At 44.1% G+C, this 23340-nt stretch carries 17 protein-coding genes; 10 read left to right on the top strand and 7 right to left on the bottom strand.

The genetic code is table 11. From position 1 onward, the window contains the following. Positions 1 to 7 precede the first annotated feature (7 nt). The 4 genes from QZ371_RS00210 to metF form a co-directional block, all read right to left on the bottom strand. A complete protein-coding gene (locus QZ371_RS00210; RefSeq protein ID WP_295207316.1) occupies positions 8 to 1351 on the bottom strand; it encodes an MATE family efflux transporter in 1344 nt (447 codons plus the stop codon). A 437-nt stretch (positions 1352 to 1788) separates the two neighbouring features. After that, positions 1789 to 4200: a beta-propeller domain-containing protein gene (locus QZ371_RS00205; protein ID WP_295207313.1), complete on the bottom strand. Its 2412-nt coding sequence runs from the start codon at positions 4198 to 4200 to the stop codon at positions 1789 to 1791. Next, positions 4200 to 4733 (bottom strand): RNA polymerase sigma factor, encoded by a 534-nt coding sequence (locus QZ371_RS00200; protein ID WP_295207311.1) that lies wholly within the window; start codon positions 4731 to 4733, stop codon positions 4200 to 4202. Before QZ371_RS00200 ends, QZ371_RS00205 begins: the two co-directional genes overlap by 1 nt. Before the next feature lie 467 nt (positions 4734 to 5200). Next, the gene (gene metF, locus QZ371_RS00195) at positions 5201 to 6055 is read right to left on the bottom strand and encodes a methylenetetrahydrofolate reductase [NAD(P)H] (RefSeq protein ID WP_295207308.1); all 855 of its coding nucleotides are present in this window, start codon (positions 6053 to 6055) and stop codon (positions 5201 to 5203) included. A gap of 447 nt (positions 6056 to 6502) precedes the next feature. On the opposite strand from metF, the gene QZ371_RS00190 reads away from it, so the two are divergent. Then, positions 6503 to 7930: a sugar transferase gene (locus QZ371_RS00190; RefSeq protein ID WP_295207306.1), complete on the top strand. Its 1428-nt coding sequence runs from the start codon at positions 6503 to 6505 to the stop codon at positions 7928 to 7930. A gap of 106 nt (positions 7931 to 8036) precedes the next feature. Here the strand turns inward: QZ371_RS00190 and spo0A are convergent, their stop codons facing one another. Both spo0A and spoIVB read right to left on the bottom strand, forming a co-directional pair. Further along, positions 8037 to 8819: a sporulation transcription factor Spo0A gene (gene spo0A, locus QZ371_RS00185; protein WP_295207303.1), complete on the bottom strand. Its 783-nt coding sequence runs from the start codon at positions 8817 to 8819 to the stop codon at positions 8037 to 8039. Positions 8820 to 9135: 316 nt separating this feature from the next. Continuing rightward, entirely contained in the window at positions 9136 to 10362 is a 1227-nt protein-coding gene (gene spoIVB / locus QZ371_RS00180; protein WP_295207300.1) for a SpoIVB peptidase, read from the bottom strand. A gap of 434 nt (positions 10363 to 10796) precedes the next feature. Between spoIVB and QZ371_RS00175 the strand changes: the two genes are divergently transcribed. The 5 genes from QZ371_RS00175 to QZ371_RS00155 all read left to right on the top strand — a co-directional run bounded on the left by QZ371_RS00175 (position 10797) and on the right by QZ371_RS00155 (position 16196). Beyond that, positions 10797 to 11315, top strand: a complete 519-nt coding sequence (locus QZ371_RS00175) for a hypothetical protein (RefSeq protein ID WP_295207297.1) — start codon at positions 10797 to 10799, stop codon at positions 11313 to 11315. Positions 11316 to 11559: 244 nt separating this feature from the next. After that, complete coding sequence (locus tag QZ371_RS00170; protein WP_295207294.1) at positions 11560 to 12558, top strand: LacI family DNA-binding transcriptional regulator; 999 nt, start codon at positions 11560 to 11562, stop codon at positions 12556 to 12558. Positions 12559 to 12853: 295 nt separating this feature from the next. Beyond that, the gene (locus tag QZ371_RS00165) at positions 12854 to 14224 is read left to right on the top strand and encodes an ABC transporter substrate-binding protein (protein ID WP_295207291.1); all 1371 of its coding nucleotides are present in this window, start codon (positions 12854 to 12856) and stop codon (positions 14222 to 14224) included. A gap of 142 nt (positions 14225 to 14366) precedes the next feature. After that, positions 14367 to 15326 (top strand): sugar ABC transporter permease, encoded by a 960-nt coding sequence (locus QZ371_RS00160; protein WP_295207288.1) that lies wholly within the window; start codon positions 14367 to 14369, stop codon positions 15324 to 15326. After that, positions 15327 to 16196: a carbohydrate ABC transporter permease gene (locus QZ371_RS00155; RefSeq protein ID WP_295207285.1), complete on the top strand. Its 870-nt coding sequence runs from the start codon at positions 15327 to 15329 to the stop codon at positions 16194 to 16196. It begins immediately after the preceding gene. A 385-nt stretch (positions 16197 to 16581) separates the two neighbouring features. Here QZ371_RS00155 and QZ371_RS00150 read toward each other — a convergent pair whose 3' ends face one another. Continuing rightward, complete coding sequence (locus tag QZ371_RS00150) at positions 16582 to 17859, bottom strand: aminotransferase class I/II-fold pyridoxal phosphate-dependent enzyme (protein ID WP_295207281.1); 1278 nt, start codon at positions 17857 to 17859, stop codon at positions 16582 to 16584. A 703-nt stretch (positions 17860 to 18562) separates the two neighbouring features. Between QZ371_RS00150 and QZ371_RS00145 the strand changes: the two genes are divergently transcribed. The 4 genes from QZ371_RS00145 to glmU all read left to right on the top strand — a co-directional run bounded on the left by QZ371_RS00145 (position 18563) and on the right by glmU (position 23272). After that, the gene (locus QZ371_RS00145; protein WP_295207278.1) at positions 18563 to 19561 is read left to right on the top strand and encodes a glycoside hydrolase family 130 protein; all 999 of its coding nucleotides are present in this window, start codon (positions 18563 to 18565) and stop codon (positions 19559 to 19561) included. Positions 19562 to 20157: 596 nt separating this feature from the next. Continuing rightward, entirely contained in the window at positions 20158 to 20976 is an 819-nt protein-coding gene (locus tag QZ371_RS00140) for an AraC family transcriptional regulator (RefSeq protein WP_295207275.1), read from the top strand. A gap of 14 nt (positions 20977 to 20990) precedes the next feature. After that, complete coding sequence (locus QZ371_RS00135) at positions 20991 to 21488, top strand: hypothetical protein (RefSeq protein ID WP_295207272.1); 498 nt, start codon at positions 20991 to 20993, stop codon at positions 21486 to 21488. A 347-nt stretch (positions 21489 to 21835) separates the two neighbouring features. Then, positions 21836 to 23272, top strand: coding sequence for a bifunctional UDP-N-acetylglucosamine diphosphorylase/glucosamine-1-phosphate N-acetyltransferase GlmU (glmU, locus tag QZ371_RS00130; RefSeq protein WP_295207269.1), 1437 nt, complete (start codon positions 21836 to 21838; stop codon positions 23270 to 23272). Positions 23273 to 23340 lie beyond the last annotated feature (68 nt).

Raw genomic sequence — 23340 nt, 5'->3', positions numbered from 1 at the left:
GGTAAGTTTACTCTCCCGCTGCGATATATCCACGGCGGAAGGTCTTGTTAGCTGCAAATCCGATACCGAGCATAACCGCCATACCAGCCCATACAAGCGGTTCGCTTATCATAATGCCGAAATAACCCATTCTCGGCGCAAGCACCATTGCAACGGCGAATTTTCCCAGAAGCTCTATAATGCTTGAAGCGATAGGTGTGATCTTGTCGCCAACGCCCTGCAAAGCGTTTCTGAAAACAATAACAATGCCAAGGATAAAGTAAAACGCCGTGTTTATCTTCATATACTGCTCCACGGTGTCAACAATGGCAGCGTCGCTTATGCCTGTTATAAGGTGTGCAAAAAACGGTGTGAAGAGCCAAGTCGCCGCAATGACGATAGCAGACCAGCCCCAGGTTATAAAGGTCGCCTTTTTCACGCCCTCTTTCACTCTGTCGATCTTTCCTGCGCCGAAATTCTGGCTTGAGAAGGTCGCAGCCGCCGCACCGAATACCGATATAGGCAGCATAAATATCTCCGATATTTTTCTTGCGGTGGTGTGCGCAACGATTATATCCGTGCCGAAAATGTTGATAGCGCCCTGCATTATAACAGTTCCGATACCAACGAGAGATATCATAAGCCCCATTGATACGCCGCTTGCGTACATATCTCCTGCGATCTTGCCGTTAAATCGGAAATCGCTTGCTTTCGGGATAAGGAACTTGTGCTTTTTAATAATGTATATTATGCACAGCACAACGGATATTCCCTGAGCGATAAGCGTTGCATAAGCCGCACCTTCAACGCCCATTTTGAACACCAGTATGAAAAGCAGGTCAAGACCGATATTTGCGATAGTGGAGATAATAAGGAAAATAAGTGGCGATACAGTATCGCCCACCGCCCTGAGTATTCCTGCGCAGACGTTATAAAACATTGATATTATCATACCCGAAAGAATGACGAATATATAAAGCTTTGCCTGCTTGAAAATATTATCGGGGGTGTTAAGTGCTTTAAGCAAAGGGTCAAGGAAAACAAGGCTTGCCGCCGTGAGCACCACAGCCGTTGCAACGCCAAGGGTTATTGCGTGGGCTACGGACTTTCTCATTCGGTCAAAGTCCTTTGCGCCGAAAAACCTTGCCGTCACAAGGGCGAAACCGTTTGTAAGGCCGTTCAAAAAGCCAACTATTACCGTGTTCACAGACGAAGTCGCACCAAGCGCCGCAAGGGCGTTCTTGCCCAAAGTCTGTCCCACTATCCTAGTGTCAGCGAGATTATAAAAAAGCTGAAAAACGTTTCCAAGCAGCAGCGGCAGGGAAAACATAAGTATAAGCTTTGTAACGTTACCTTTAGTTAGATCTTTCATTAAAATGCACCATTCCGTTCTGACAATACTATCTATAATAATGCTAATGTTCTTTATATTTAACATTCCAACAGTCATTTATTTTAGCACAAAGCCAAAATAAATTGGTTATGTTACTGTGAACATTTATTGTATAGATTGTACAATAACGTGCAGGTCGATTTGTATGCAATAACGAAAACCTTTAAGTAAAGCGCCCAAAAGATCACATACCTTACATTATAGCATATATTCGTTAAAAATGCAAATAAAAAAGCTCGAAATTCCCCCAAAAAACGCAGAAACAGCCCCGACACCAACTGTATCAAAGACACAACAGTATCGGGGCTGTTCCATATTATGAAGATTTACGATTTTGGCTAATTGATTGTATTTCTTTTATTTTAACTTTTGTTCTTGTTTTTTGTATTTTGTATTTCTATTTTTGTTCGGGGATATTAACTTTTCTTGACCGACCTGTCTGCCGTCGAAACAGCCTTTGACAAGTCTTTTAGACTGTAAGCCGCTGCGCTCTTGGTGGTGAAGATATAAACATATCCGTCCTTTGAGAAAACAGCGCTTGTGTCAGCAAGTTCCTTTGTGTAAACAAATTCGTCGAACTCTGTGTCCTTTGTGCCTATGTCGCTGTCTACCTTTATCTTGCCAAGATACGAAAGCTTTTTGCCCTCACGATCGTATTTCACTATCGCAAGATAATGTGTGACTTCGTTCGTTCCGCCGCCGAGGGTGTATTCATCTGTGTAGTCCTCATCGTCGGCATTATCGTTGTAAACATAGTCAAGCTTCTGCTCGTTCTTTATCAGAGGCAGATAGATAAGACTGTTGTCAACGTCCACTATCGGGTCAGACGAGCTTATCTGCGAACGATCAAGCTTCTTTTTGTTTGATTTGTAGACCGCCTCGTCCTTGCAGATATCAAGGCTGTCCATAAACTTGTTTACTTCTATCGTCACCTTTTTATCGTTGATAAGCATATCCTGCTTTTCTGTCTTGCTGGTGTCGTAAAGTTTCATCTTTGGATAGCTGCCTGTGCTTTCGTCATCACCATAGAATGTGTCGATCGCAATTGCCTTGTCATCTCCGAATGTTGTGTAATAGGACTTTGAATGTGCCAGCGGAGTGTCGCTCATTTTCATTTTCTCGAATGTGTAATTGTCGCTTATGCTGTATGCCTCGACGAATGTGATGCAATCCGCTACTACATCATAATCCAAGGTGTTTGCAGTATAATCCACATTGAATACGTAAAGCTTTCCTTTGTCGATAGCCGCCAAAGTGTTTTCACATTCGATAGCCGCCAAAGTGTTTTCACATTCTCCCGAAGCATCATATGCGAGTTCTTTTCTGCCTGCTGGACGAAGTTGTGAATTAAAGCATTGTACTGTGCAAATCGCTTGCGGTGAAGATTCTTCTCCGTCCTCATCATATGATACCGTTCCGGCACATACCGAAAACAGCGTAAGCTTTCCATTATATTCTTCGCCGCCGATAGTATTACCAAACATACTGTTGTCGGTGGATAGGATAGCCGTGTTTTCAAATTTCAGATCGCCGCCGTTGCAGCCGATCTGAATCAGCATACATTTGGTTGTGGATGTTCCGCTCGCTAAAGAATAATCCCTGTAAATATAAATGTTGTCCGTTCCCAAGCAGATATTGTTCTCGCCCAGCACCATAAGCTTTGAAGCCATATACGAGCCTTGCGCATTGCCGTCAAAGGACGAAACTATCGTCATCGTTGGCACGCTTTCAAGCGCCGTGATATACATTTCGCTTTCATCAAAAAGCTGCTTTTCGCCGTTTACATAGCGGACGGGAACAAAATCTGTGTTTTTCTCGTCATACTTTTCCTCTTTGTTGACCATTTCAGAACCCTGCGTATAGCGTGACACAATGTAAACCTTTCCGTCGGTGTTCTTAATGGATTCCAGCACGCCCGGCTGCTGGTACTCGCTAATAAGCTGAATGTTGTCTGGGTCGCTGACGTCGTAGACGTTCATACCGCAATAGTCGGCGTCGACCGTCTTTGTACCTAATTTTAAGGGTAAGATAAAATCGTAAAAGACGTAGAGCTCGTCGTTTTGCAGATACATCGCCACAACGCTTGGGACGAATTTGCAGCCGTATCTTTCATAAGTCTCTTTGTCGAGGATAGATTTTTCAAGGGCAGTATCGCCGAAAAAGTCATATCCAAGGTTCTCAACATTGCCTTTTTTAGTGCTGAAAGCTGCAAGACCCTTTTCGTCCGCATAGAAAAAGATATCGCCGTAAGTTATCTCTGTTTTGTATTCGCCGTAGCTGTCAGCAGGGGTAATGTTCACACCTCCCTGGGTAATGGTGAGCTGTGAAGGATTGCCCGTGATCTGTTTTGCAGTCAGCGCAGCACGGTAATCTCTCAAGCAATCATTGCTTCTGTCTAATAAGTCGTTGAAAATGTAGTCTTGATCGACAGCATTATCCTCTTCAAAGGCCTTATTTTTCTGAAGAAAGCTGTAAAGATTGCGGTATGAGGTCGATCTCAGGCCGTCAAGCTCGTCGGTCTCATCTGGTGACGCAGCTGTGTTCGGGTACTGTTTAACACGGTTATCGCTGTTGATCTTGATAAACGCCGCACCGCCCACAACAAGGACGAAAGCCGCCACCACCGCAAGACACCTCAGAGCGTTGGTACGTCCGCCATTGAGCTTTATCTCGGGCTTTTCCTCGCTTGCGATAACAGGTTTGGCGAGCCCTGCCTCATCGAGCATATCCTTGATTTTCTGAGGCATAAGCTTATCGGGGACTTTGTTTTTCTCTTCCATTTGGCTTATAAACTTATTTCGTCTGTGACCTCTTCCGAAAGGTATCATTATGTCACCTCCTTACTGCTGAGTTTTTTTCTGATCTTGGCTTTTCCTCTGGATATGTGGGAACGAACCGTTGTATTTTTGATACCTGTTATCTCCACGATCTCCTCGCCTTTATAGCCTGCAATACAATGAAGCGTGATACAAAGCCGTTCCGCTTCGCTCAGGTTTGCAAACTCTTCTAAAATCTCACACCGCACAAATCCTGTTTCCTCTGTGATTATAGCGTCGCTTTCATTAATGTAATCCAAATGGGAACGTCTTTGTGCATATTCCTTTTGTTTTTGTTTGATCTTGGCGACAAGTATCTTGAACAGCCAGCTTTCAAAAGCCTCGCTGTTTTTCAGCGAAGAGATACCTGCGAACCCGTCCAGCACAGCGTCCTGCACAGCGTCTGCGGCATCCTCGCTGTTCTGGAGATTTGCGAGAGCGTAATAATAAAGCTCCTTATATATCTCCCCATACAGTTTAGAGAAGGCGTCTGTATCGCCTTGCACCGCAAGTTCGACAAGTTTTTTTCTTTGTTTTTTGTCCAAGATATATCACCCCTAACGTCCGTCATAATATAAGTGTACAAAAAGTGCAAAAATGTTGCAGGCGGAATAAAAAAATTTTTTATTTTTTGAAAGCAGCAAATCTAGTATGGAGGGGCGACCTTTGGTCGCCCAATCATTTCCACACAAATGCTGACAAACCAACGGGACGTCGAGGGCGCAAATTGTTGCAAGCTTTGTCGAGCAACAATTTTCCCCTACCGCTTTGCGTTCCTCTATAATTTCCCAAATCAAAATAAACCAATGCTCTTTGCTGAACATTGGTTTGGTTTTGGTGGTTATCTTTAACTTTGGCTGGTGCTCTTATCAGCCGCTTTACGTTGGCGTGTCGCAAAATCGCTCCGCTCTTTGCGAATTTTACTGAGTGCAAGTTCGGACTTTTGAAGCTTTTAAAATCCATCGCCGCTAGGCGATAACTTCATTCCTCGCTTAAACTCGCTCTATGCGAATTAAAAAAGGCTTTTCACCGCTTCGCATATCTTCTCCGCAATGTACGGATTGTTCATCGTGTAAAGATGTATTCCATCAACATCATTGGCTATCAAGTCCACGATCTGCGATACCGCATACGCTATCCCTGCGTCCCTCATCGCTATCGGATCATCTTCGTATTTGTCCATTATTTTTAAAAACTTCTTTGGCAGCGTTGCGTGGCAAAGCGTCGTCATTCTCATAATCTGCTTCTTGTTCGTCACAGGCATAATTCCTGCCTCGATCGGCACGTTTATACCGGCGATCGCAGTCTTTTCTCTGAAATCGTAAAATGTGCTGTTGTCAAAGAAAAGCTGCGTGATAAGCTGCGAACAGCCTGCGTCAACTTTGTTCTTTAAATGTCTGATATCTTCCACAATGCTTCCGCACTCAGGGTGACACTCCGGATAACAAGCGCCGATTACATTGAAATCGCTGTTTTCTTTGATGAAGCTTACAAGATCAGCCGCATAATGGAATTCTCCCGCAGGCTCAAAATCTGGGTTTCTGTCGCCTCTCAGCGCAAGAATGTTCTCAATGCCGTCTTTCTTCATCTCGTCAAGTTGCTCAAGTACCCTCTGCTTTGTCTGATAAAGACAGGGCAGATGTGCAACAGACTCAATGCCGTGATGATTTTTGATAGCATTGCATATCTCGATAGTCGCATTGTTCACGCTTCCGCCTGCACCATATGTAACGCTGATAAAATCAGGGTTCAGCGGTTGTAGCTGCGCAATAGTGCTGTAAATGCTCTCAACAGGCGTCGTGCTCTTTGGAGGGAATACCTCAAATGACAATGTTGTCTTTGTCTTGAAAAGTTCGTTGGTTTTCATTTATTTTCCTCTTTTCGGGTAATTATTTTTATGTGCTATAAAGCAAAAATTTGTCGATAAGAACATACGCCGTAACGGGCGAACGCTGTTCGCCTCTACAAAAAAACAACGAATTTACCTAATTTGTAGGGAACGGCGAAATTTATCTGCTCACCGTTACTCGCAGATAAATTGACGTCCCATTGCTTTGGTGCTATTTTCCGACAAACTTTTATATTTATCACAATTATTATAACACATTATTCCCACTAAATCAATAAGTTATATTTTATGTTTTGACATAGATTTAAACTATATCAAAACTGTTGACAATATATGAAAATTAATGCAAAAACGGTCTGAAAAGGGTGGAAACAGGTGAAAATTGCGTGTAAAGCTTGATTATTCGGGCAAAATGTGATATACTCTTAGTTGTCATAGATTACGGCTGAGAAAGGCGGTTATTTATTGAATAACAGAGATCAGTTCAAAAGAATACTGAACTATCTGAGCGCCCTTGTGATAATATGCGTTTTTATGAAGGGCTTCAGCGTGGTTTGGTATAATTACTATAATAAGGATATGCTCGACCCGTTCTGGAACAATGGTAATATCCTTATGGTGGGAATATATACTATTATGTATATGGCAATGGCGAGAACATTCAACGGCTTCCGCCTTGGCTATGCAAAATTCACAGGCCTGTTCGGCTCACAAGTGCTTGGCATATTGGGCGCAAACGTGGTGGAATTTATCCTTATCTCTCTTATCGGACGAGGCAGGCTTAACGTTGCCCCAATGCTGGTGCTCACCCTTATCGAAGCGGCAGTCGCATTCGTGTGGAGCTTTATTTTCACTTGGCTCTATCAAGCAATGTACCCCCCTCGTAAAATGATAATCGTTTACGGAAACAAGAACGCAAAGTATCTTGTGACGAAAATGAGCTCCCGAAACGACAAATACAGGATATGCGCTTCCATAAGCTGCGAAGAGAGCTTGGAGGATATCGAGCGTGCCATTTTAAAGCACGAAGCAGTTATAATCTCCGATATACCAAACGATCTGAGAAACAAGCTGCTGAAATTCACCTTTGAAAATTCTATCCGTACCTACATAAATCCGAAGCTTTCGGATATCATCGTCAGAGGAGCGGAGGATTTTCACCTTTTCGATACCCCACTTCTCCTTGCAAGAAACGACGGCCTGCAATGGGAGCAAAAGGCTACAAAGCGCTTTTTGGACGTGCTTCTTTCAGCCATAGCCCTGCTTATCGCCTCGCCCTTTATGCTTGCGACAGCGATCGCTATAAAGGCCTATGACGGCGGCCCCGTGCTCTATTCCCAGAAAAGACTTACCACAGGGGGCAGAGTTTTCAAGGTATACAAATTTCGCAGTATGATAGTTGACGCCGAGAAAAAGAGCGGCGCTACCCTTGCGAAAAAGAATGACGACCGTATCACCCCTATCGGAAAGTTTATCCGAAAAATAAGATTTGACGAGCTTCCACAGCTTATCAATATCCTTAAAGGCGATATGTCCTTTGTAGGCCCTCGTCCCGAGCGCCCTGAGATCGCAAAGAAATACGAAAAGACAATGCCTGAGTTCAAGTACAGACTAAAGGTCAAGGCAGGCTTAACAGGCTATGCACAGGTAATGGGAAAATACAACACCACCCCTTACGATAAGCTGAAGCTAGACCTTATGTACATAGAACATCAGAGCCTTGCCCTTGATATAAAAATACTGTTTATGACAGTAAAGACCTGCTTTATCCCCGAAGCCACAGAGGGCGTGACCAACACAGCCCCCCTTGAAACTCATCGTGACAGGATCGAGCACGACAGCAGCAAGGATCAAAAATCCGAAGAACAGAAAGTCAAGGTCGAAAATAAATAACAAATAAAATATTTGCATAAATCAAAGAACCTCTTTACCAATGCGGTAGAGAGGTTCTTTTTATGGATAATTAGAGGTATTGTTGAAATAATAGGGGATATAGCCCTTACACCGCCATAGTAGTCTTAAATTTCAAGCTTATCTTGTCAGCGATAAGTGCGATAAATTCGCTGTTTGTTGGCTTGCCCTTGCCCGTGTTTATTGTGTAGCCGAAAAAGCTGTTGAGGGTGTCAATGTCGCCTCTGTCCCAAGCGATCTCGATAGCGTGACGAATGGCACGCTCAACTCTCGAGGGAGTTGTTGCGAATTTTTTTGCCACCGCAGGATATAATAACTTTGTAACGCTTTCAAGCATTTCCTTGTCGTTGACGGACTGTATTATCGCCTCACGAAGATAGTGATAACCCTTTATGTGAGCAGGCACGCCGATCTGGTGGATAATGTCCGTCACGATTATCTCAAGATTTATGCTCTGCTTGTTTTTCATAAAGCTGCTGTCCGATGTTATGTCCGAATCTATGTCAAGCATTGACTTTATCCGCTCTCCCAGCACCTTCACGTCAAAGGGCTTTAGCATAAAGTATGAAGCCCCTGCGTTCATAACCTGCGTCTCGATGAACGAATTCTCATAAGCGCTTGTGATTATGAAAAGTGGCTTTGCGTATGATGAATTTTGTATTTTTCTGATAAGCTCGATAGCGTCAAGGCTCGGCATAACAGCGTCGGCGATGACCACGTCGGGCTGTTCGTTTTTTATGGCGTCGTATATGGTTAGGCCGTCTTTCGGTCGGGTTATAACGAAAAATCCCATTGCCCTGAGCGTTGAAGCGCAGGATACCCCATATTGTGCAGAGTCGTCTCCGATTAAAATTTTGATCTTGTTTGTCATTGTCATTTCCTCCAGGCTATATTTTGTCATTTTTGTTTGAGACTGTTTGCAATGTCTCCCTTTTACAAGAAATATCATAACACATTTATTTTGCAAATGCAATAGTTTTTTGGAAAAATCGTCAACTTTTTCTCGACGTTTTAATGCAATATGCACAATATATTTATGTTAAATATTCTAATTCAAGATATTTTATGCTTATTCGACAATAGCCCCATTCTTTCGGCAGCGGCTATCCCCGAAGCTTCGACAAAATCCCCGAAAGGGCGTATCAGCGCACTTTTCGACAAATTTTCACGCTAAGCTTTTTGAAGCTTTAGCCTGCGTTTTCAAGACTTTGCAAGCTGTCGGAAGCCTTTGAATACATTTCGTCCGCAAATATTCCATAGCCTTTGGCTGAATCGTCGATAAAAACGTGTGTGACAGCGCCGACGAGCCTGCCGTTTTGAATGATAGGCGAACCGCTCATACCCTGCAAAATGCCGCCTGTTTTCTCAAGCAGCTCCTTGTCCGTTATCTTGATGACAAGGTCGTGCTCAGCGCTTTCGGACATATTTATCTGCTCGATAGAGATATCATATTCTTTCGGACCGCTGTTGTCGATCGAGGTGAGGATAGTTGCCTTGCCCGTTGCTATCTCTTGACGAAAGCCGAGGGGAATAGCTTTGGAGAAGCTGTCGCAGGGATTGGCGTTGAGAGTGCCGAAAACGCCGCTTTCGCAGTTTTTGAGTATCTCTCCTGTTGAAGCAGAGTTTGCAAATTCGCCCAATAGCTGACCTGGGCTGCCTGATTTTGATTTATTGAAGCCCGTAAGGTTTATCTCGCCAACAGTACCGGCAGAGAGTGGGAGCGGCTCTTTTGTGTCGGCGTCGCAAACAGGGTGGCCGAGACCGCCGAAAGCGCCTGTTTCGGCGTCATAGAAAGTCAGCGTGCCGATACCGGCGGAGGAATCTCTCACCCACATACCGGCCTTGTAGCAGCCGCCGTCAAGCTTTGGCTGGAGCTTTAGAGTAAGGTCGTTATTGCCACGTTTAATGCGCACCGAGCAGCATTCGCCGCCTGTTGCTCTGATGATCTTTGCCACATCGGCATTGCTTTTGACTTTTTCGCCGTCGATAGAGACGATAACGTCGCCCTCCTTGATACCGCAGTCTTTAGCAGGGCTTGAATCGTTGATCTTTTGGAGATCGACGACCATAACGCCGTCGGTGATAAGTTTGATACCGAAGGGTTGTCCGCAGGGATAAAGCACAGGTCTTTCCACAGTTTTTGATTGAACCTCCTTGATAGGCACAGAGCCGAAGAGCATAAGCATATTTTTAGTATATCGTGACGAGCCGCTGGCATTGCCCGACACCGCCACGGTGACTTTGCTTTGGCAAGGTTTAGCAGAGATAGAAAACAGCGACGACACGGCTAGCTCATCGCCCTTAGACACAAGGTAGAAATCGGGCAGCACGGCGGAATAAAACGCCACCAATCCGATTATACTAAAGAGCAGCACCGCCGCCCAAGCGGTAGTTTTTCTAAAAAAAGCTGACATATTTTCACGTTCCTTTCGATTTTTTGATTTGATCTTGCCTTGTGATTTTATTGTTGACCTATGTGGAGATTTAATTCAGTTTCGCCCACAAGTATTATTTGTCTTGGAAAGGCTTTTTTATTTTTTTGACAATCGGCTTAATTGCGTGAGTTTTGCGTTTATGCGACAGCCATTCCTCATTCCTCGCTCCTAACTGGCGCTTTGCACTTTTTTCACAATTCTAACATTGCAATAAAGCCGCCTTTGTGCTATAATAAAGGTTATTGAACATTGAACATAGTTATTTTAATATAAAAACGAGGTGCATTATGTCAAAAAAGGACAGACTTAAAGCTCAAAAAGAAAAACAAGATAAACTTAAACGCCAGCTCGAACTCGAAGAACAAGAGGAACGTGAACTCGCTCGCCAAAAACAAAGTAAGTCCGCTCGCAAAATGATGAAAAAAGCTAAGCGCTCCTACCCAAACGGCGAACCCATTTATTATTTGATACTCAAAATACTTATGCTCCTGCCATTCGCCTATTCAGGCTTCTTCTATGGCGGAGTAACTATCGTCGGTATCCTCGGCAAGTACATCGAACCCGTTCCGCCAAAGTGGGTGCTCATCACAATGTCCGCCGGCATTGTCGCAGCCCTCGTCGGCATTATCTTCTCATTCTTTAAAAAGTACATCGTCTCATTCGTACTCAGTACAGGCGGCGTGATATCTTTCCTAAAGGGCGGAAGCTATCTAATAAACCGTATCCAAAATAAGCTTGAGACCACCGCAGTCGATGAAACGCTCCAGCATATGGATAAGGACTATATGCTCCGCTTTTACCCCTTTGCCTCAATAGCCCTGCTCTCTTTCGTCCTGCTTGTTTGCACGATCATAAGAAAGCTTATCGACAGAAAGAAGAAGCAGCTCGCTAAAGATACTGCACCTGTTGAAAGTATCGTCAGCGATGATTAGTTGGTTAATGGAATATTAAGCAAGATAGATACATTATATTGCGTTATAAATTTTAATCATTTGTACAGTTGATACAATAATGGTGTGGTGTAAAACTGCACTATATAAAATCTTAAACAAACTATTGACTTTGAATTGTAAAGCGCTTATAATTAATAGTGTGCAGGCTTTGGTGATGCCTGTCCGGTATGATAGTTAAAGCAATTAAAATAAATCTTAAAATTAATAAAAAGCGGTGATAATATTGAAGAAAGCAGTTACTCTTATAGACATAGCCAACGCTTGCGGAACGAGCAATGTTACCGTATCAAAGGCTCTTGCTGGTAAGAGCGGTGTAAGCGACTCTCTCAGAGAAAAGATAAAACAGGTCGCAGATGAAATGGGATATGTTGGCGTTAAAGGCTCAGCCACGAAAGGCAATAAAACTATCGGCGTGCTTATCCCAACCAAGTTTATAAATCCAAACGGCTCATTTTATTGGGCGCTCTATAATTCTATCGTAACAAGACTTAAAAGAGACAATATGTTTTGCATAATGGAAAATCTCGACCAAGAGGACGAGGACGCTTTGAAGCTCCCTCGCCTTATCGAGGACAGACAGGTCTCTGCGCTGATCTCTCTCGGTCAGCTTTCCGAAAGCTATGCAAAGCTTCTCCATTCAAATATGAAAAGCCTTATCCTGCTGGACTATTATGTGCCATCGCTGAAACTTGATTCAGTTGTCACAAATGGATACAGCGGCGGATACAAGCTCGCCTCATATCTTATCAAAATGGGTCATAAGAAAATAGGCTATATCGGAAACAGATTTGCAACATCAAGTATTTTCGACCGATATATGGGATATATGAAAGCTATGATCGAAAACGGCCTGCCTGTTGACGACCATTGGCTGGTGGACGACCGTGACAAGCGTGACTTTATCACAATGACTTTTCCAACGGACGATATGCCAACAGCTTTCGTTGCCAATTGCGATGAAGCTGCCTACCACGCAATAAGACAGCTCAGAGCGCTTGGCTATTCCGTGCCGCAGGATATCTCTATCGTTGGCTATGATAATTACCTTATCTCAGAAGTTTCCGACCCGACTATCACAACGATAAATGTTGACGCCGAGTATATGGCAGATCTTGCGGTAAAGGCCCTCATCACAAGGATAGAGCACCCCGAGGAGACCCCTCGTATAAGGACTATCGAAGGCGACCTTGTAGTGAAAAACTCAGTTATTAAGCTAAAATAAACTAAGTTTAATGAATAAATAGCTAATTTTTTTGAAAAACCTATTGACAAACGAATAATTTTAAGCTATAATATACTTGTACTTATTAAGTGCACCTTTCTAATCTATGATTTTCTATTGTTTGCGGCATAACCCCGTTGGTTGTGCTGGTTATCTCCTTTCGGCAACGGTCATTAACTGACTGTTGCCGCTTTTTTGTGCAAAATGACAAAAACGCAGCTTCGATATTTAGATTTATTCACGAAATTGTGGTTAAAAGCACTTAATTTTTAAGTTGATTTCGGAGGTAATATTTATGAAAGCAAGAAGAATATGTGCAGGAGCACTTGCCCTGGTTCTCTCAATGGGAACAATGAGCGCATTTACAGGCTGCGGCAACAGCGACAACTCAAACAGCAAGGCAAATGTGACACCTGAGGTATCACAGGCTGATATCAATGACGCATTTGACGCAAAGGGCGCAAAGCTGGAAGTCCTCACAAACAGAACCGACAGAAAGGACGACGGCAAGCTTGACGCTCTTACAGACAAGTTTGAAGAGGCTTACAACTGCACAGTTGAATACACAGCATATACAGACTATGATAAGGACGTAGCAACAAGAATGGGTACAGACGATTACGGCGATGTGCTTTGCATTCCCTCAAGCCTCAAGCTGGAAGACCTTCCTACATATTTCACAGAGCTCGGCAAGTATGACGACCTCAAGGAAACATATCGTTGGGCTGATAAGAAGATGACAGCAGACGGCAACGTATACGGCCTTGCAGTAGGCGGTACAGCAACAGGCGTTCTTTATAACAAGAAGATCTGGGAGCAGGCTGGTATCACAGAAACTCCAAAGACACCTGACGAGTTCCTCGCTGACCTCAAGCTCATCAAGGATAACACAGACGCTATCCCTTATTACACAAACTTCAAGGACGCAAGCTGGACGATCGGTCAATGGCAGAACCTCGTTCTTTCCGCAGCAGGCGGAGCAGAGGCTGAGAACGACCTCCTCAAGAACAAGACAGACCTCTTCACACCGGGCGATGGATACTATGAAGTATACAAGCTGATGTACGATCTGTTCTCACAGTCAGACCTCCTTGAGGAAGACCACGCTAATACAGAGTGGGAGTCTTCTAAGGTTTGGTTCGGCGAGGGTAAGATCGCTACAATGGTAATGGGTTCTTGGGCTGTTTCACAGTTTATGGAGAAGGCTGAAAACCCTGACGATATCGGTTATATGCCGGTTCCTATCACAGCAGCAGACGGCAACGTTTATGCGGAGGAAGGTCCAGACTATACTCTCGGCGTAAGCAAGAACTCAAAGAATCAGGATCTTGCTAAGGCATATGTTGAGTGGTTCATCTCCGATTCAGGCTTCTCTGAGCAGGAAGGTATGATCTCAACAGTTCAGAGCAAGGAACTCCCAGATACACTCTCCGGCTTCAAGGACGCTGTATTCTTTGAGAAGGCAGTTGCTCCGGACGACCTCGTTGGTAAGTTCGATGAGATCGACAAGGAGTCAGGCGTTGGCGTATGGCAGGGTGACGAAGACAACTTCAAGATCAAGCTTGCTGAGGCAGCATTTGCAGGCAAGGGTGAAGATGGCTTCAACGAGATCATCAACGACGTAAATACTAAGTGGGCAGCAGCAAGAGATAAGGTACTCGGCTAATTTCCCATTAGATACAAATTATCAAAGATTTTTCACTCTATCAGGTACAGGGGATTGTTCCTGTGCCTGATACTTGTGTTTGACGATCGTAAAACGTCGGTCGCAGACCACGGCAAAGACAATCGTGAAAAGGAGTAAGACAATGCACAAAGGTAAAAGACAAGGCATTGCACAATGGTCAAAGACCTATGCAGGCAAGAAGTTCTATACTTCTATCCTGTTTCTCGCAATACCTATAATCCTGCTTGTGACGTTTACCTTTATCCCTGCGCTGGATATGGTTATCTTCAGCTTCCAGAACAGAGACCCTTACGGCACAACCCCTACATTCGCAGGAATTTCAAACTATGTTACGATCTTTACCGATAAAGACTATCTCGAAACATTCAAGAACAGCCTTTATTATTTGGTAGGTTCATTCTTCCAGCAGGCTCTTGCACTGCTTCTGGCTTCCATTCTCTGTTCAAGGATCAGAGCAAAGGGACTTTTCAAGGGTATCCTTTTCTTCCCTTATCTTATGAACGGCGTTGCCGTTTCGATCATCTTCCAGAGATTTTTCCTCAAAGGTCAGAAAGGCCTTACACCTGACGGAACACTCAATGCGATACTTACAGCTATCGGCCTTGACCCTGTGCTGTGGTTCGATGTAAACAGACCGTTCCTTGCGAACTGCTGTCTGGTGTTCATCTCCATTTGGAAGTACATAGGCTTCGATATCATTATGTATATCGGCGCTATCCAGTCTATCAGTCCTGATCTCTACGAGGCTTCAAACCTTGACGGTGCAAACCCGTGGCAGAATTTCAGATACATCGTTTTCCCAAGTATCAAGCCGATCATTTCGCTTCAGCTTATCCTTGCAGTAAAGGGTGCTATCTCCGTATTCGAGATACCATATATCACCACAAAGGGTATGATGGGCACAACAACATTCGTGATCAAGACTATCAATACAGCCTTCACCCTGCAAAAGGTGGGACTTGCTTCGGCAATGGGTATCGTGCTTCTTATCATCACCATCATCGTTACCTTCATTCAGAAGTATTTCTTCCGTGATGACGACGGTGCGCCGAAGAAGAGCAAGAGAAGGGGGGCTAAGTAAATGGCACAGAATACCGCTGCCGCAGAGCAGAAAAAGCCGCTTTACATTGGCTCAAAGATACTCACAGTTTTGAAGTATCTTTTCCTTATCATTTGCTGCCTTATCGTTATCGTGCCGATACTTGTTGTGCTTATCGGCTCTCTGAAATCTTACAAAGAGCTTTCAAACACAACAGTTTTCACCCTTCCGGAAGTTCCGCAATGGGAAAACTTCAAGACAGCGTTCTTTACACAGAACATTTTCCTTGCCTTCAAGAACACAGCAATAATCATCGTTGTGTCCTGCGTTGGCTCCATAATCACAGGTACAATGACCGCATATGTTGTTCAGAGATTCAATACATACTTCTCAAGAGCAGTAAAAACAGCGTTCCTTATCGCAACGCTTCTGCCGAACATAACAATGCAGGTAACAGTATTCCAGATCGTTTACAAGCTTGGTCTTTACAGATCTATCCTTGCGCCGATCATTCTTAACGTTGGTACAGATATCATCTCCATTTACATTTTCATTCAGTTCCTCGGAAACATTTCTTACTCCCTGGACGAAAGTGCAATAATGGACGGAGCTTCTTATCCAAGAGTATATTTCAGCATTATCCTTCCGAACCTCAAGCCGGCTATTGCTACCGTGCTTATCATCAAGTTCGTTGGTATCTATAATGACTTCTATACTCCAAAGCTCTATATGCCTGATGACGACCACGTCGTAGTTTCAACGGTACTTTATAACCTTATGAACGCCACAACAGTTCAATGGGAAGTAGTGTTCGCAGGTATCATAATCTGTATCATTCCAACACTTGTTATATTCCTCTTCCTCCAAAAGTACATTTACAGCGGCCTTGTTTCAGGCGCAGTAAAGGAATAATGGAAGCGACTTAGGACGATAGAGAACAGTATAACAAACAAAAATAAGCTTTTTTCTTATTTTAATAATTTCCTTACCATAGCAAGGTGGTATGCACTTTTCGGTGCGTACCGCTTTTGCTATGCCAAGATAAAACGCAGTCTGCACAAAACAAACCGCCGCCCCGTATCATAACGGAGCGGCGGTCGTTGTATATTCAAAAATTATTTTGGCATATTTGCGAAAGACAATTCGGCTTATAGAAAAAGCTGAAATAAGTGGGACGTCGAGGACGCCGTCCCCTACATAATAATATGTAGGGGCAAAAAATTGTTATTCGACTAAGCTCATAACAATTTGCGTTCGCCCGTTGATCTACAATGTATTTTACCTGAACGTCAGCGATTTACTTAGCCAAAAGCTTCTCAGCGCTTGCAAGCTTAACAGCGATAGCAAAAAGCTCAGCCGCAAGCTCAAGCTCGTGGATAGGCGGATATGTCGGAGCGATCCTTATGTTGGAATCCTTAGGGTCTTTGCCATATGGGAACGTAGCGCCTGCGCCTGTGAGCACAACACCTGCCTCCTTGCAAAGCTGACAGATCCTCTTTGCGCAGCCTTCCATAGCGTCAAAACTGATGAAGTAACCGCCGTTAGGCTTCTCCCAATGACCAATGCCCAGCGGAGCGATCTCCTTGTCAAGAGTATCGAGAACTACCTTGAATCTTGGCTCGATAACCGCACGGTGCTTCTTCATATGCTCAACAAGGTTCTCGTAGCTGCCGAAGAACTTAACGTGACGAAGCTGATTGATCTTGTCGTGACCGATAGTCTGAACTGTCATCATCGACTTGATGTACTTAATGTTGTCAACAGATGAAGCCATCATCGCAACGCCTGCACCTGGGAATGTAACCTTTGATGTGGAAGCAAACATATAAACTCTGTTCGGATTGCCAGCGCTCTCGCATTCGTCAAGAATGTTCAGCAGAGTGTCAGGCGTATCGGAAAGATGATGGACGCAGTAAGCGTTGTCCCAGAATATCTTGAAGTCCTTAGCCTTTGTTTTCATCGCAGCAAGGCGCTTTACAGTCTCGTCAGAGTAAGTCGTGCCAGTTGGGTTAGCATACATTGGAACGCACCAAATGCCCTTGATCGTGTCGTCCTCAGCCACCAGTTTCTCGATCATATCCATATCAGGGCCGTCCTTGTCCATTGGAATGTTTATCATCTCAAAGCCCATTTTCTCTGTAATAAGGAAATGCCTGTCATAACCCGGAACAGGACAAAGCCACTTTACCTTTACGTCCTTCCAAGGCTTCTCACCGTCGCCCGTGCCGAAAAGCATAAACTTTGCGATAGTATCGTACATAATATTAAGGCTGGAATTTCCGCAGATGATAAGTTCGTCAGCGTCAACGCCAAGCATAGGAGCGAAAAGCGCCTTAGCCTCCGGCAGACCGTCAAGACCGCCGTAATTCCTGCAATCCGTGCCGTCCTCAGCGAAACAGTCCTCGCCGCTCTTGACAGCCGTCAGCAGACCCTCAGTAAGGTCGAGCTGCTCAGCAGAAGGCTTTCCTCTCGCCATATTAAGGGAAAGGTTTTGTGCCTTGAACTTGTCATATTCGTCCTGCACCTGATCTTTGAATTTTGCAAGCTCTTCCGCAGACATTTCAGTAAGTTTCATATCAATGCTTCCTCCACAAATAAATTATATAAATTATAAAAATTTCGCAAATTACGTCCAAACGGCAAAAAGCCGCCCCCTTGATCTCCCACAGATCATCGGGCGTAATATCTTATCTTTATTGTATACCTTTTGCGATGATTTTGCAAGTGCTTTTTGCTCTTCTTGCAAAAAATCAGAGATTTGCACGAACCAGCGCAGCTTTATATATACAATATGGGCAACATTTATAATTTACATTCAATTTCGCCGCCCGTCGACACAAACTTTTCTGACATTTCTTTATTACTATATAATATAGTACATCAAGCTGGCATAAAATGTATTTGTGCGAATTGTAGGGGCGAACATTGTTCGCCCGTTTACCCCCGATGTCCGTGTAATTTAAATAACGATCGCCAATGAACAGCAAATTTTCCACAAAGCTATTTTAGCCCCATATAAAAATTTGAAACCAAAAGAAATGTTAACAAAAGGTTAAATTTTGTGAGTATACGTTTACATTCAATTTTTAAACGTTTTCAATAAAAAAAGGGGCTTGAAATTTTTCGTAAAGTATGGTTTAATAATAACAGCGGCATTTTACCGAAAACGGTCAGCCGTGCTATCGCCTTGAATTTAAGCGGCAGAGGTTTCCGCAAATATATTCGGGGGAGAAATAAAAAGTAATTTATTTTTATATTATGAAAGGTGGATTTTAACAATGAGCGTTAAAGTAATTAACGGACAGGCTATCCCAAATATGCCTTGGCAGGACAAGCCAGCTGATTGCAACGAAGTGATCTGGAGAGATAACAGAAACCCTATCATTCCAAGAAATCTTCTTCCAACATCTAACTCTATCTTCAACAGCGCAGTAGTTCCTTTCGAGGGCAAGTTTGCAGGTGTATTCCGTGTTGACGATAAGGAGAGAAATATGGCGCTCCACGCTGGTTTCTCTGAGGACGGTATCCATTGGAACATCAACCCAACAAAAATTCTTTTCGAGCAGGCTGACAAGTCTACTGAAGAAGTTAACCAGTGGGGTTACGGTTATGACCCAAGAGTATGCTTCATCGAGGACAGATATTGGGTAACTTGGTGCAACGCTTACGGCTGGAAGCCAACGATCGGCGTTGGATATACATATGACTTCAAGACATTCTATCAGTGCGAGAACGCATTCCTCCCATTCAACAGAAACGGCGTCCTCTTCCCAAGAAAGATCGACGGTAAGTATGTAATGTTCTCAAGACCTTCTGACTCAGGCCACACACCATTCGGTGATATGTACATTTCACAGTCACCAGATATGAAGTACTGGGGCGAGCACAGACACGTTATGGGACCTCTCAAGGGCTGGGAGTCCAAGAAGATCGGTGCAGGTCCAATTCCTATCGAGACAGACGAGGGCTGGCTCTGCTTCTACCACGGTGTTCTTGAGTCTTGCAACGGCTTTGTATACAGCTTCTCCGCTTGTATCCTTGATAAGGATCAGCCTTGGAAAGTTAAGTACAGATGCGGCGAATACCTCATCAACCCAAGAGAGATCTATGAGTGCGTAGGCGACGTTCAGAACGTAACATTCCCTTGCGCAACACTTTGCGACGCTGACACAGGCAGAATTGCGATCTACTATGGCTGCGCAGACACTTGCGTAGGTCTTGCATACACAACAGTTGACGCAGTTGTTGACTATGTAAAGAGCCATTCTTCTATCTAATAGAATAAAATCTAATAGAATAAAATAGCGTATTTTCAAGAGTGCTGTTGCTTTCCGCAATGGCACTCTTTTTTCTATGCACGAAGTGCGAACCAAACGGGCGACCACAAATTGTTGTGAGCCTTGCCGAACAACAATTTTCCTCTACATATATTGGTCATAAATGTTTGTGCAATCTCGATAATATTGCGAGTTCCGATTTGTGCAAACAAATGAAAAATATTTTAATTTGACAACATTTGAGCAATTGTTGCATTTTTTATGCAACTTTTCGCCCCTTTTATGGGATAAGTAGAAAGACATTTGTGTGAAAGGGAAACTTCTTAGACGAGCGGTGATGGCTCCGAGGTGAAGAGTCGGCTGGCGCATCAGAGAACTTGCACCCAAATGTTGAGATGAAACCGCAAACTTGCGTGTGCGCACAATTTTAAAGTGCAGCTTTACGACGTAATCTCCGCCCAGCAACTTGAAAATAGAATAATGACGGGGAGGGCGACCGCAGGTCGCCCTAAAAGTATTGACAACATAAGATACGGCTGATATAATGATAATGTATAATATGAATGAAAAATCAATAGAAAGGGAGACTGCTTACAATGCAAAAACAGTTGTATCCTGTTATCGGCACGGAAAAAACGCTGCCGTTCTATATCGTGGGAATTGGCGTGGAATGTTGGCAGTTCCCTGTAAAGCGCCCCAAGGGCTATGAGTATCCTCAGCTTTTCGTCTGCGTTGACGGCGAGGGCGAAATAACAGTCGAGGGCAAAACTATCAAGATAGTCCCCGACAGCATTTTCTACCTGCCGCCTTATTGCCCACACGAGTATAAAGCTCTCACACATTCTTGGTATCTCGATTGGGTCTGCTTTGACGGCAAACAAGCCCTTGATCTGCTCAAACAATGGGATCTCAATAGGTTCAATTTTTTCTTGGGCTGCGGCGCAGAAAGAATGCACAAGCTTATGGATAACGCCTATTATACTATCAAGAGCGATAAAATGTACGGCAATTATTATGCCTCTGCCCAGCTTTACGATATGATACTTGAGTATAGAAAGCTCGCCGACAGCAGATTTCCGTATATAAGCCGTGTAAATTCCGACGCCGTCGCTAACGTTATGAAATTCACGGAGGAAAATTATAGCAAGCCTATTAAGCTCGCCGATATGGCAGCCGTGGCAGGGGTGTCAGAACAGCACCTTTGCAGACTGTTTAAAAAGAATTTCCAAATAAGACCTATGGAATATCTCAATTCCGTCCGTGTCAGCCACGCTAAAGAGCTTCTGACATATTCAAGCAAAACAGTTGCGGAAATTGCCTCAGAAACAGGTTTCAGCGATAGTTCATATTTTTATGTTGTGTTCAAAAAGCACGAGAATATGTCTCCTGCTGAGTATAGAAAGATCAAGATATAAGGAGCGCAGATGTTATGAAAAGCGGAGATAATTTGTATTTTTATTCATTTTCGGATATCAGCACCGATGTAGAAAAGCTCTTTGAAGCCGATAAGCAGGCGGGAATGTATGTCTGCTTGTCTTGGATAGGTCTGACAGCGGACGAGATAAAGTTCGCAAAGGTCTGCGATTATAACCCCGCTATGCGAATGCTGCATACCGAGGAGCGTGTTATATACATACAGGACGACGAGGTCGCCGAAAAGCTGAAAAAGCGCTGTGAAAGCGTTCCGCCATATAGTATGGAGCTTATGGTGGCAGACTGCGCAAAAGCCGCCGCAAAGGCCGAAGAACTTGGCGTTTCCCCGGCTTTCGTGTATAAAATGAAGTATTTCAAGGAAAAACAGCAATCAGCCATTTCGGGCGAACCTGAGGACTTCATCAGAAAAAAAGAATGCCTGAAATATATCGGCGAAAGCGAAGAAGAGCTTGAAGCCCAGTTTATTAATTATCAAAAGAATGTCAAAGCGTAAATCGCTAATAACCCACCTTTGAGATCGTGAAAAAAGAACGGGCGAACGATAAGTTGTTGTGAGCATAGCCGAACAACAATTTTCCCCTACATTTGACAGGTTTAATAACAATGTTTATGAACCGCACCAACCGCACTCTGTACTGTTTAATGCTGTGTACGGTTTACAGCCTGTCCAGTCCTCGGGCTACAAACGAACGTCGCCCGAAGTACAGAGTGTGCGAATTAAAAAGATTGACTTTTTTAGGTATTAGTATTATAATATAAATACAAAATATAAGGGCAGTATCGGTCACAATGTTGCCTTTTGAATTATGTCGGGTCATACCCGGGAAGGAAATTTTAGTTATGGATAATACTACTAATAATGTTATAATTCTCGCCGGAGGGCAGGGAAAGCGTATGAAAACAAATATGCCGAAAGCCCTTTGCAAAGTCATTGGCGAGCCTATGCTGGAGTGGGTGCTGACAGCCTGCGAAAATGCGGAGCTTGGCGAGATATGCGTCGTAAAAGGCTATGAGGGTCAGCAGATCGAGGATTACCTCAGCGCAAGAAAGTCCAAAGCCAACATTTCAACTGTTATGCAGGAGGAAAGACTTGGAACAGGCCACGCCGTTATGCAGGCAGTCGAGTTCCTCAAGGCTCACGCCGAGGGCAATACGCTTATCCTCTACGGCGACGCTCCATTTATCGACGCTGAAACTATCAAGGGTGCGCTGGAACTTCATACAGAAAAGGACTGCGGCGTAACTGTCGTTACTTCAAGAGTTGAAAATCCTACGGGATATGGCAGAATTATCAGAACGGAAGAGGGCATTTCGGGCATTGTCGAGCACAAGGATTGCACACCAATGCAGCTTGCTATCACAGAGATAAATTCGGGCTGCTATTGGTTCAAGACCGCCGACCTGCTGGAAGTTCTTTTCGATATCAAGCCGAACAATGCTCAGGGCGAGTATTATCTCACCGACTGTATCGAGCTTCTTATCGCAAAGGGCAAAAAGGCTGACGCTTTCATTTCTGCAAATCCGCACGTTGCCCTTGGCGCAAATGACAGACGTGGTCTGCTGGCGCTGAACGATATCGCAAGGTATGAGATAATCGGCAAATGGCTTGACGAGGGCATTGAATTTTGCTGCACAGACGGCGTTTCTATCGGAAACAATGTCAAGATCGGCATTGGCACAAGGATACACAGCGGCGTTATTCTCAGAGGCAACACCACTATCGGCGAAAACTGCGAGATCGGCAACAATTGTATAATAGAGAACACAACTGTCGGCAACGGCGTAAATCTCAACAACGTGCAGGCCTATGAATCCGTTATCGAGGACGACGTAAAGATCGGACCTTACGTTCAGCTCAGACCAAATTCGCATATCAAGAAGGGCGCAAAGATCGGCGACTTCGTTGAGATAAAGAACTCCACTATCGGCGAATACACCGCTGTTGCGCACCTTACATACATCGGCGATTCGGACGTCGGCGCAAATGTAAACTTCGGCTGCGGAGTTGTAACAGTAAACTACAACGGCGACAAGAAGTTCAGAACTGTTATCGAGGACAATGCTTTCATCGGCTGTAATACAAACCTTGTTGCACCTGTAAGGGTCGGAAAAGGCGCATACACGGCGGCAGGCTCGACTATCACAACGGATATCCCTGACAACGCTCTTGCTATCGAGCGTGGCAGAGAGACTATCAAAGAGGGCTACGCTGAAAAGAAGCTCAAGGCGAGAACAGAGAAGTTCGAGGCTATCCACGGCAAGGCTGAGGAGAAGTAAGGGCTTTCAGTTTTCATTTGACAAATCAAAAAGCATATGCTATAATAAAGCCGACAGTAAAATGTCGG

Origin of the sequence: Ruminococcus sp., from assembly GCF_019423705.1 — a bacterium.
GTDB lineage: Bacteria > Bacillota > Clostridia > Oscillospirales > Ruminococcaceae > Hominimerdicola.
This window is presented reverse-complemented; position numbering and strand designations above follow the sequence as displayed.

Coding starts and splice junctions, on each gene's coding strand:
- QZ371_RS00210 (WP_295207316.1), bottom strand. CDS start 1,351: ATGAAAGATCTAACTAAAGGTAACGTTACAAAGCTTATACTTATGTTT.
- QZ371_RS00205 (WP_295207313.1), bottom strand. CDS start 4,200: ATGATACCTTTCGGAAGAGGTCACAGACGAAATAAGTTTATAAGCCAA.
- metF (WP_295207308.1), bottom strand. CDS start 6,055: ATGAAAACCAACGAACTTTTCAAGACAAAGACAACATTGTCATTTGAG.
- spo0A (WP_295207303.1), bottom strand. CDS start 8,819: ATGACAAACAAGATCAAAATTTTAATCGGAGACGACTCTGCACAATAT.
- spoIVB (WP_295207300.1), bottom strand. CDS start 10,362: ATGTCAGCTTTTTTTAGAAAAACTACCGCTTGGGCGGCGGTGCTGCTC.
- QZ371_RS00175 (WP_295207297.1), top strand. CDS start 10,797: ATGATGAAAAAAGCTAAGCGCTCCTACCCAAACGGCGAACCCATTTAT.
- QZ371_RS00165 (WP_295207291.1), top strand. CDS start 12,854: ATGAAAGCAAGAAGAATATGTGCAGGAGCACTTGCCCTGGTTCTCTCA.
- QZ371_RS00160 (WP_295207288.1), top strand. CDS start 14,367: ATGCACAAAGGTAAAAGACAAGGCATTGCACAATGGTCAAAGACCTAT.
- QZ371_RS00155 (WP_295207285.1), top strand. CDS start 15,327: ATGGCACAGAATACCGCTGCCGCAGAGCAGAAAAAGCCGCTTTACATT.
- QZ371_RS00150 (WP_295207281.1), bottom strand. CDS start 17,859: ATGAAACTTACTGAAATGTCTGCGGAAGAGCTTGCAAAATTCAAAGAT.
- QZ371_RS00145 (WP_295207278.1), top strand. CDS start 18,563: ATGAGCGTTAAAGTAATTAACGGACAGGCTATCCCAAATATGCCTTGG.
- QZ371_RS00140 (WP_295207275.1), top strand. CDS start 20,158: ATGCAAAAACAGTTGTATCCTGTTATCGGCACGGAAAAAACGCTGCCG.
- QZ371_RS00135 (WP_295207272.1), top strand. CDS start 20,991: ATGAAAAGCGGAGATAATTTGTATTTTTATTCATTTTCGGATATCAGC.
- glmU (WP_295207269.1), top strand. CDS start 21,836: ATGGATAATACTACTAATAATGTTATAATTCTCGCCGGAGGGCAGGGA.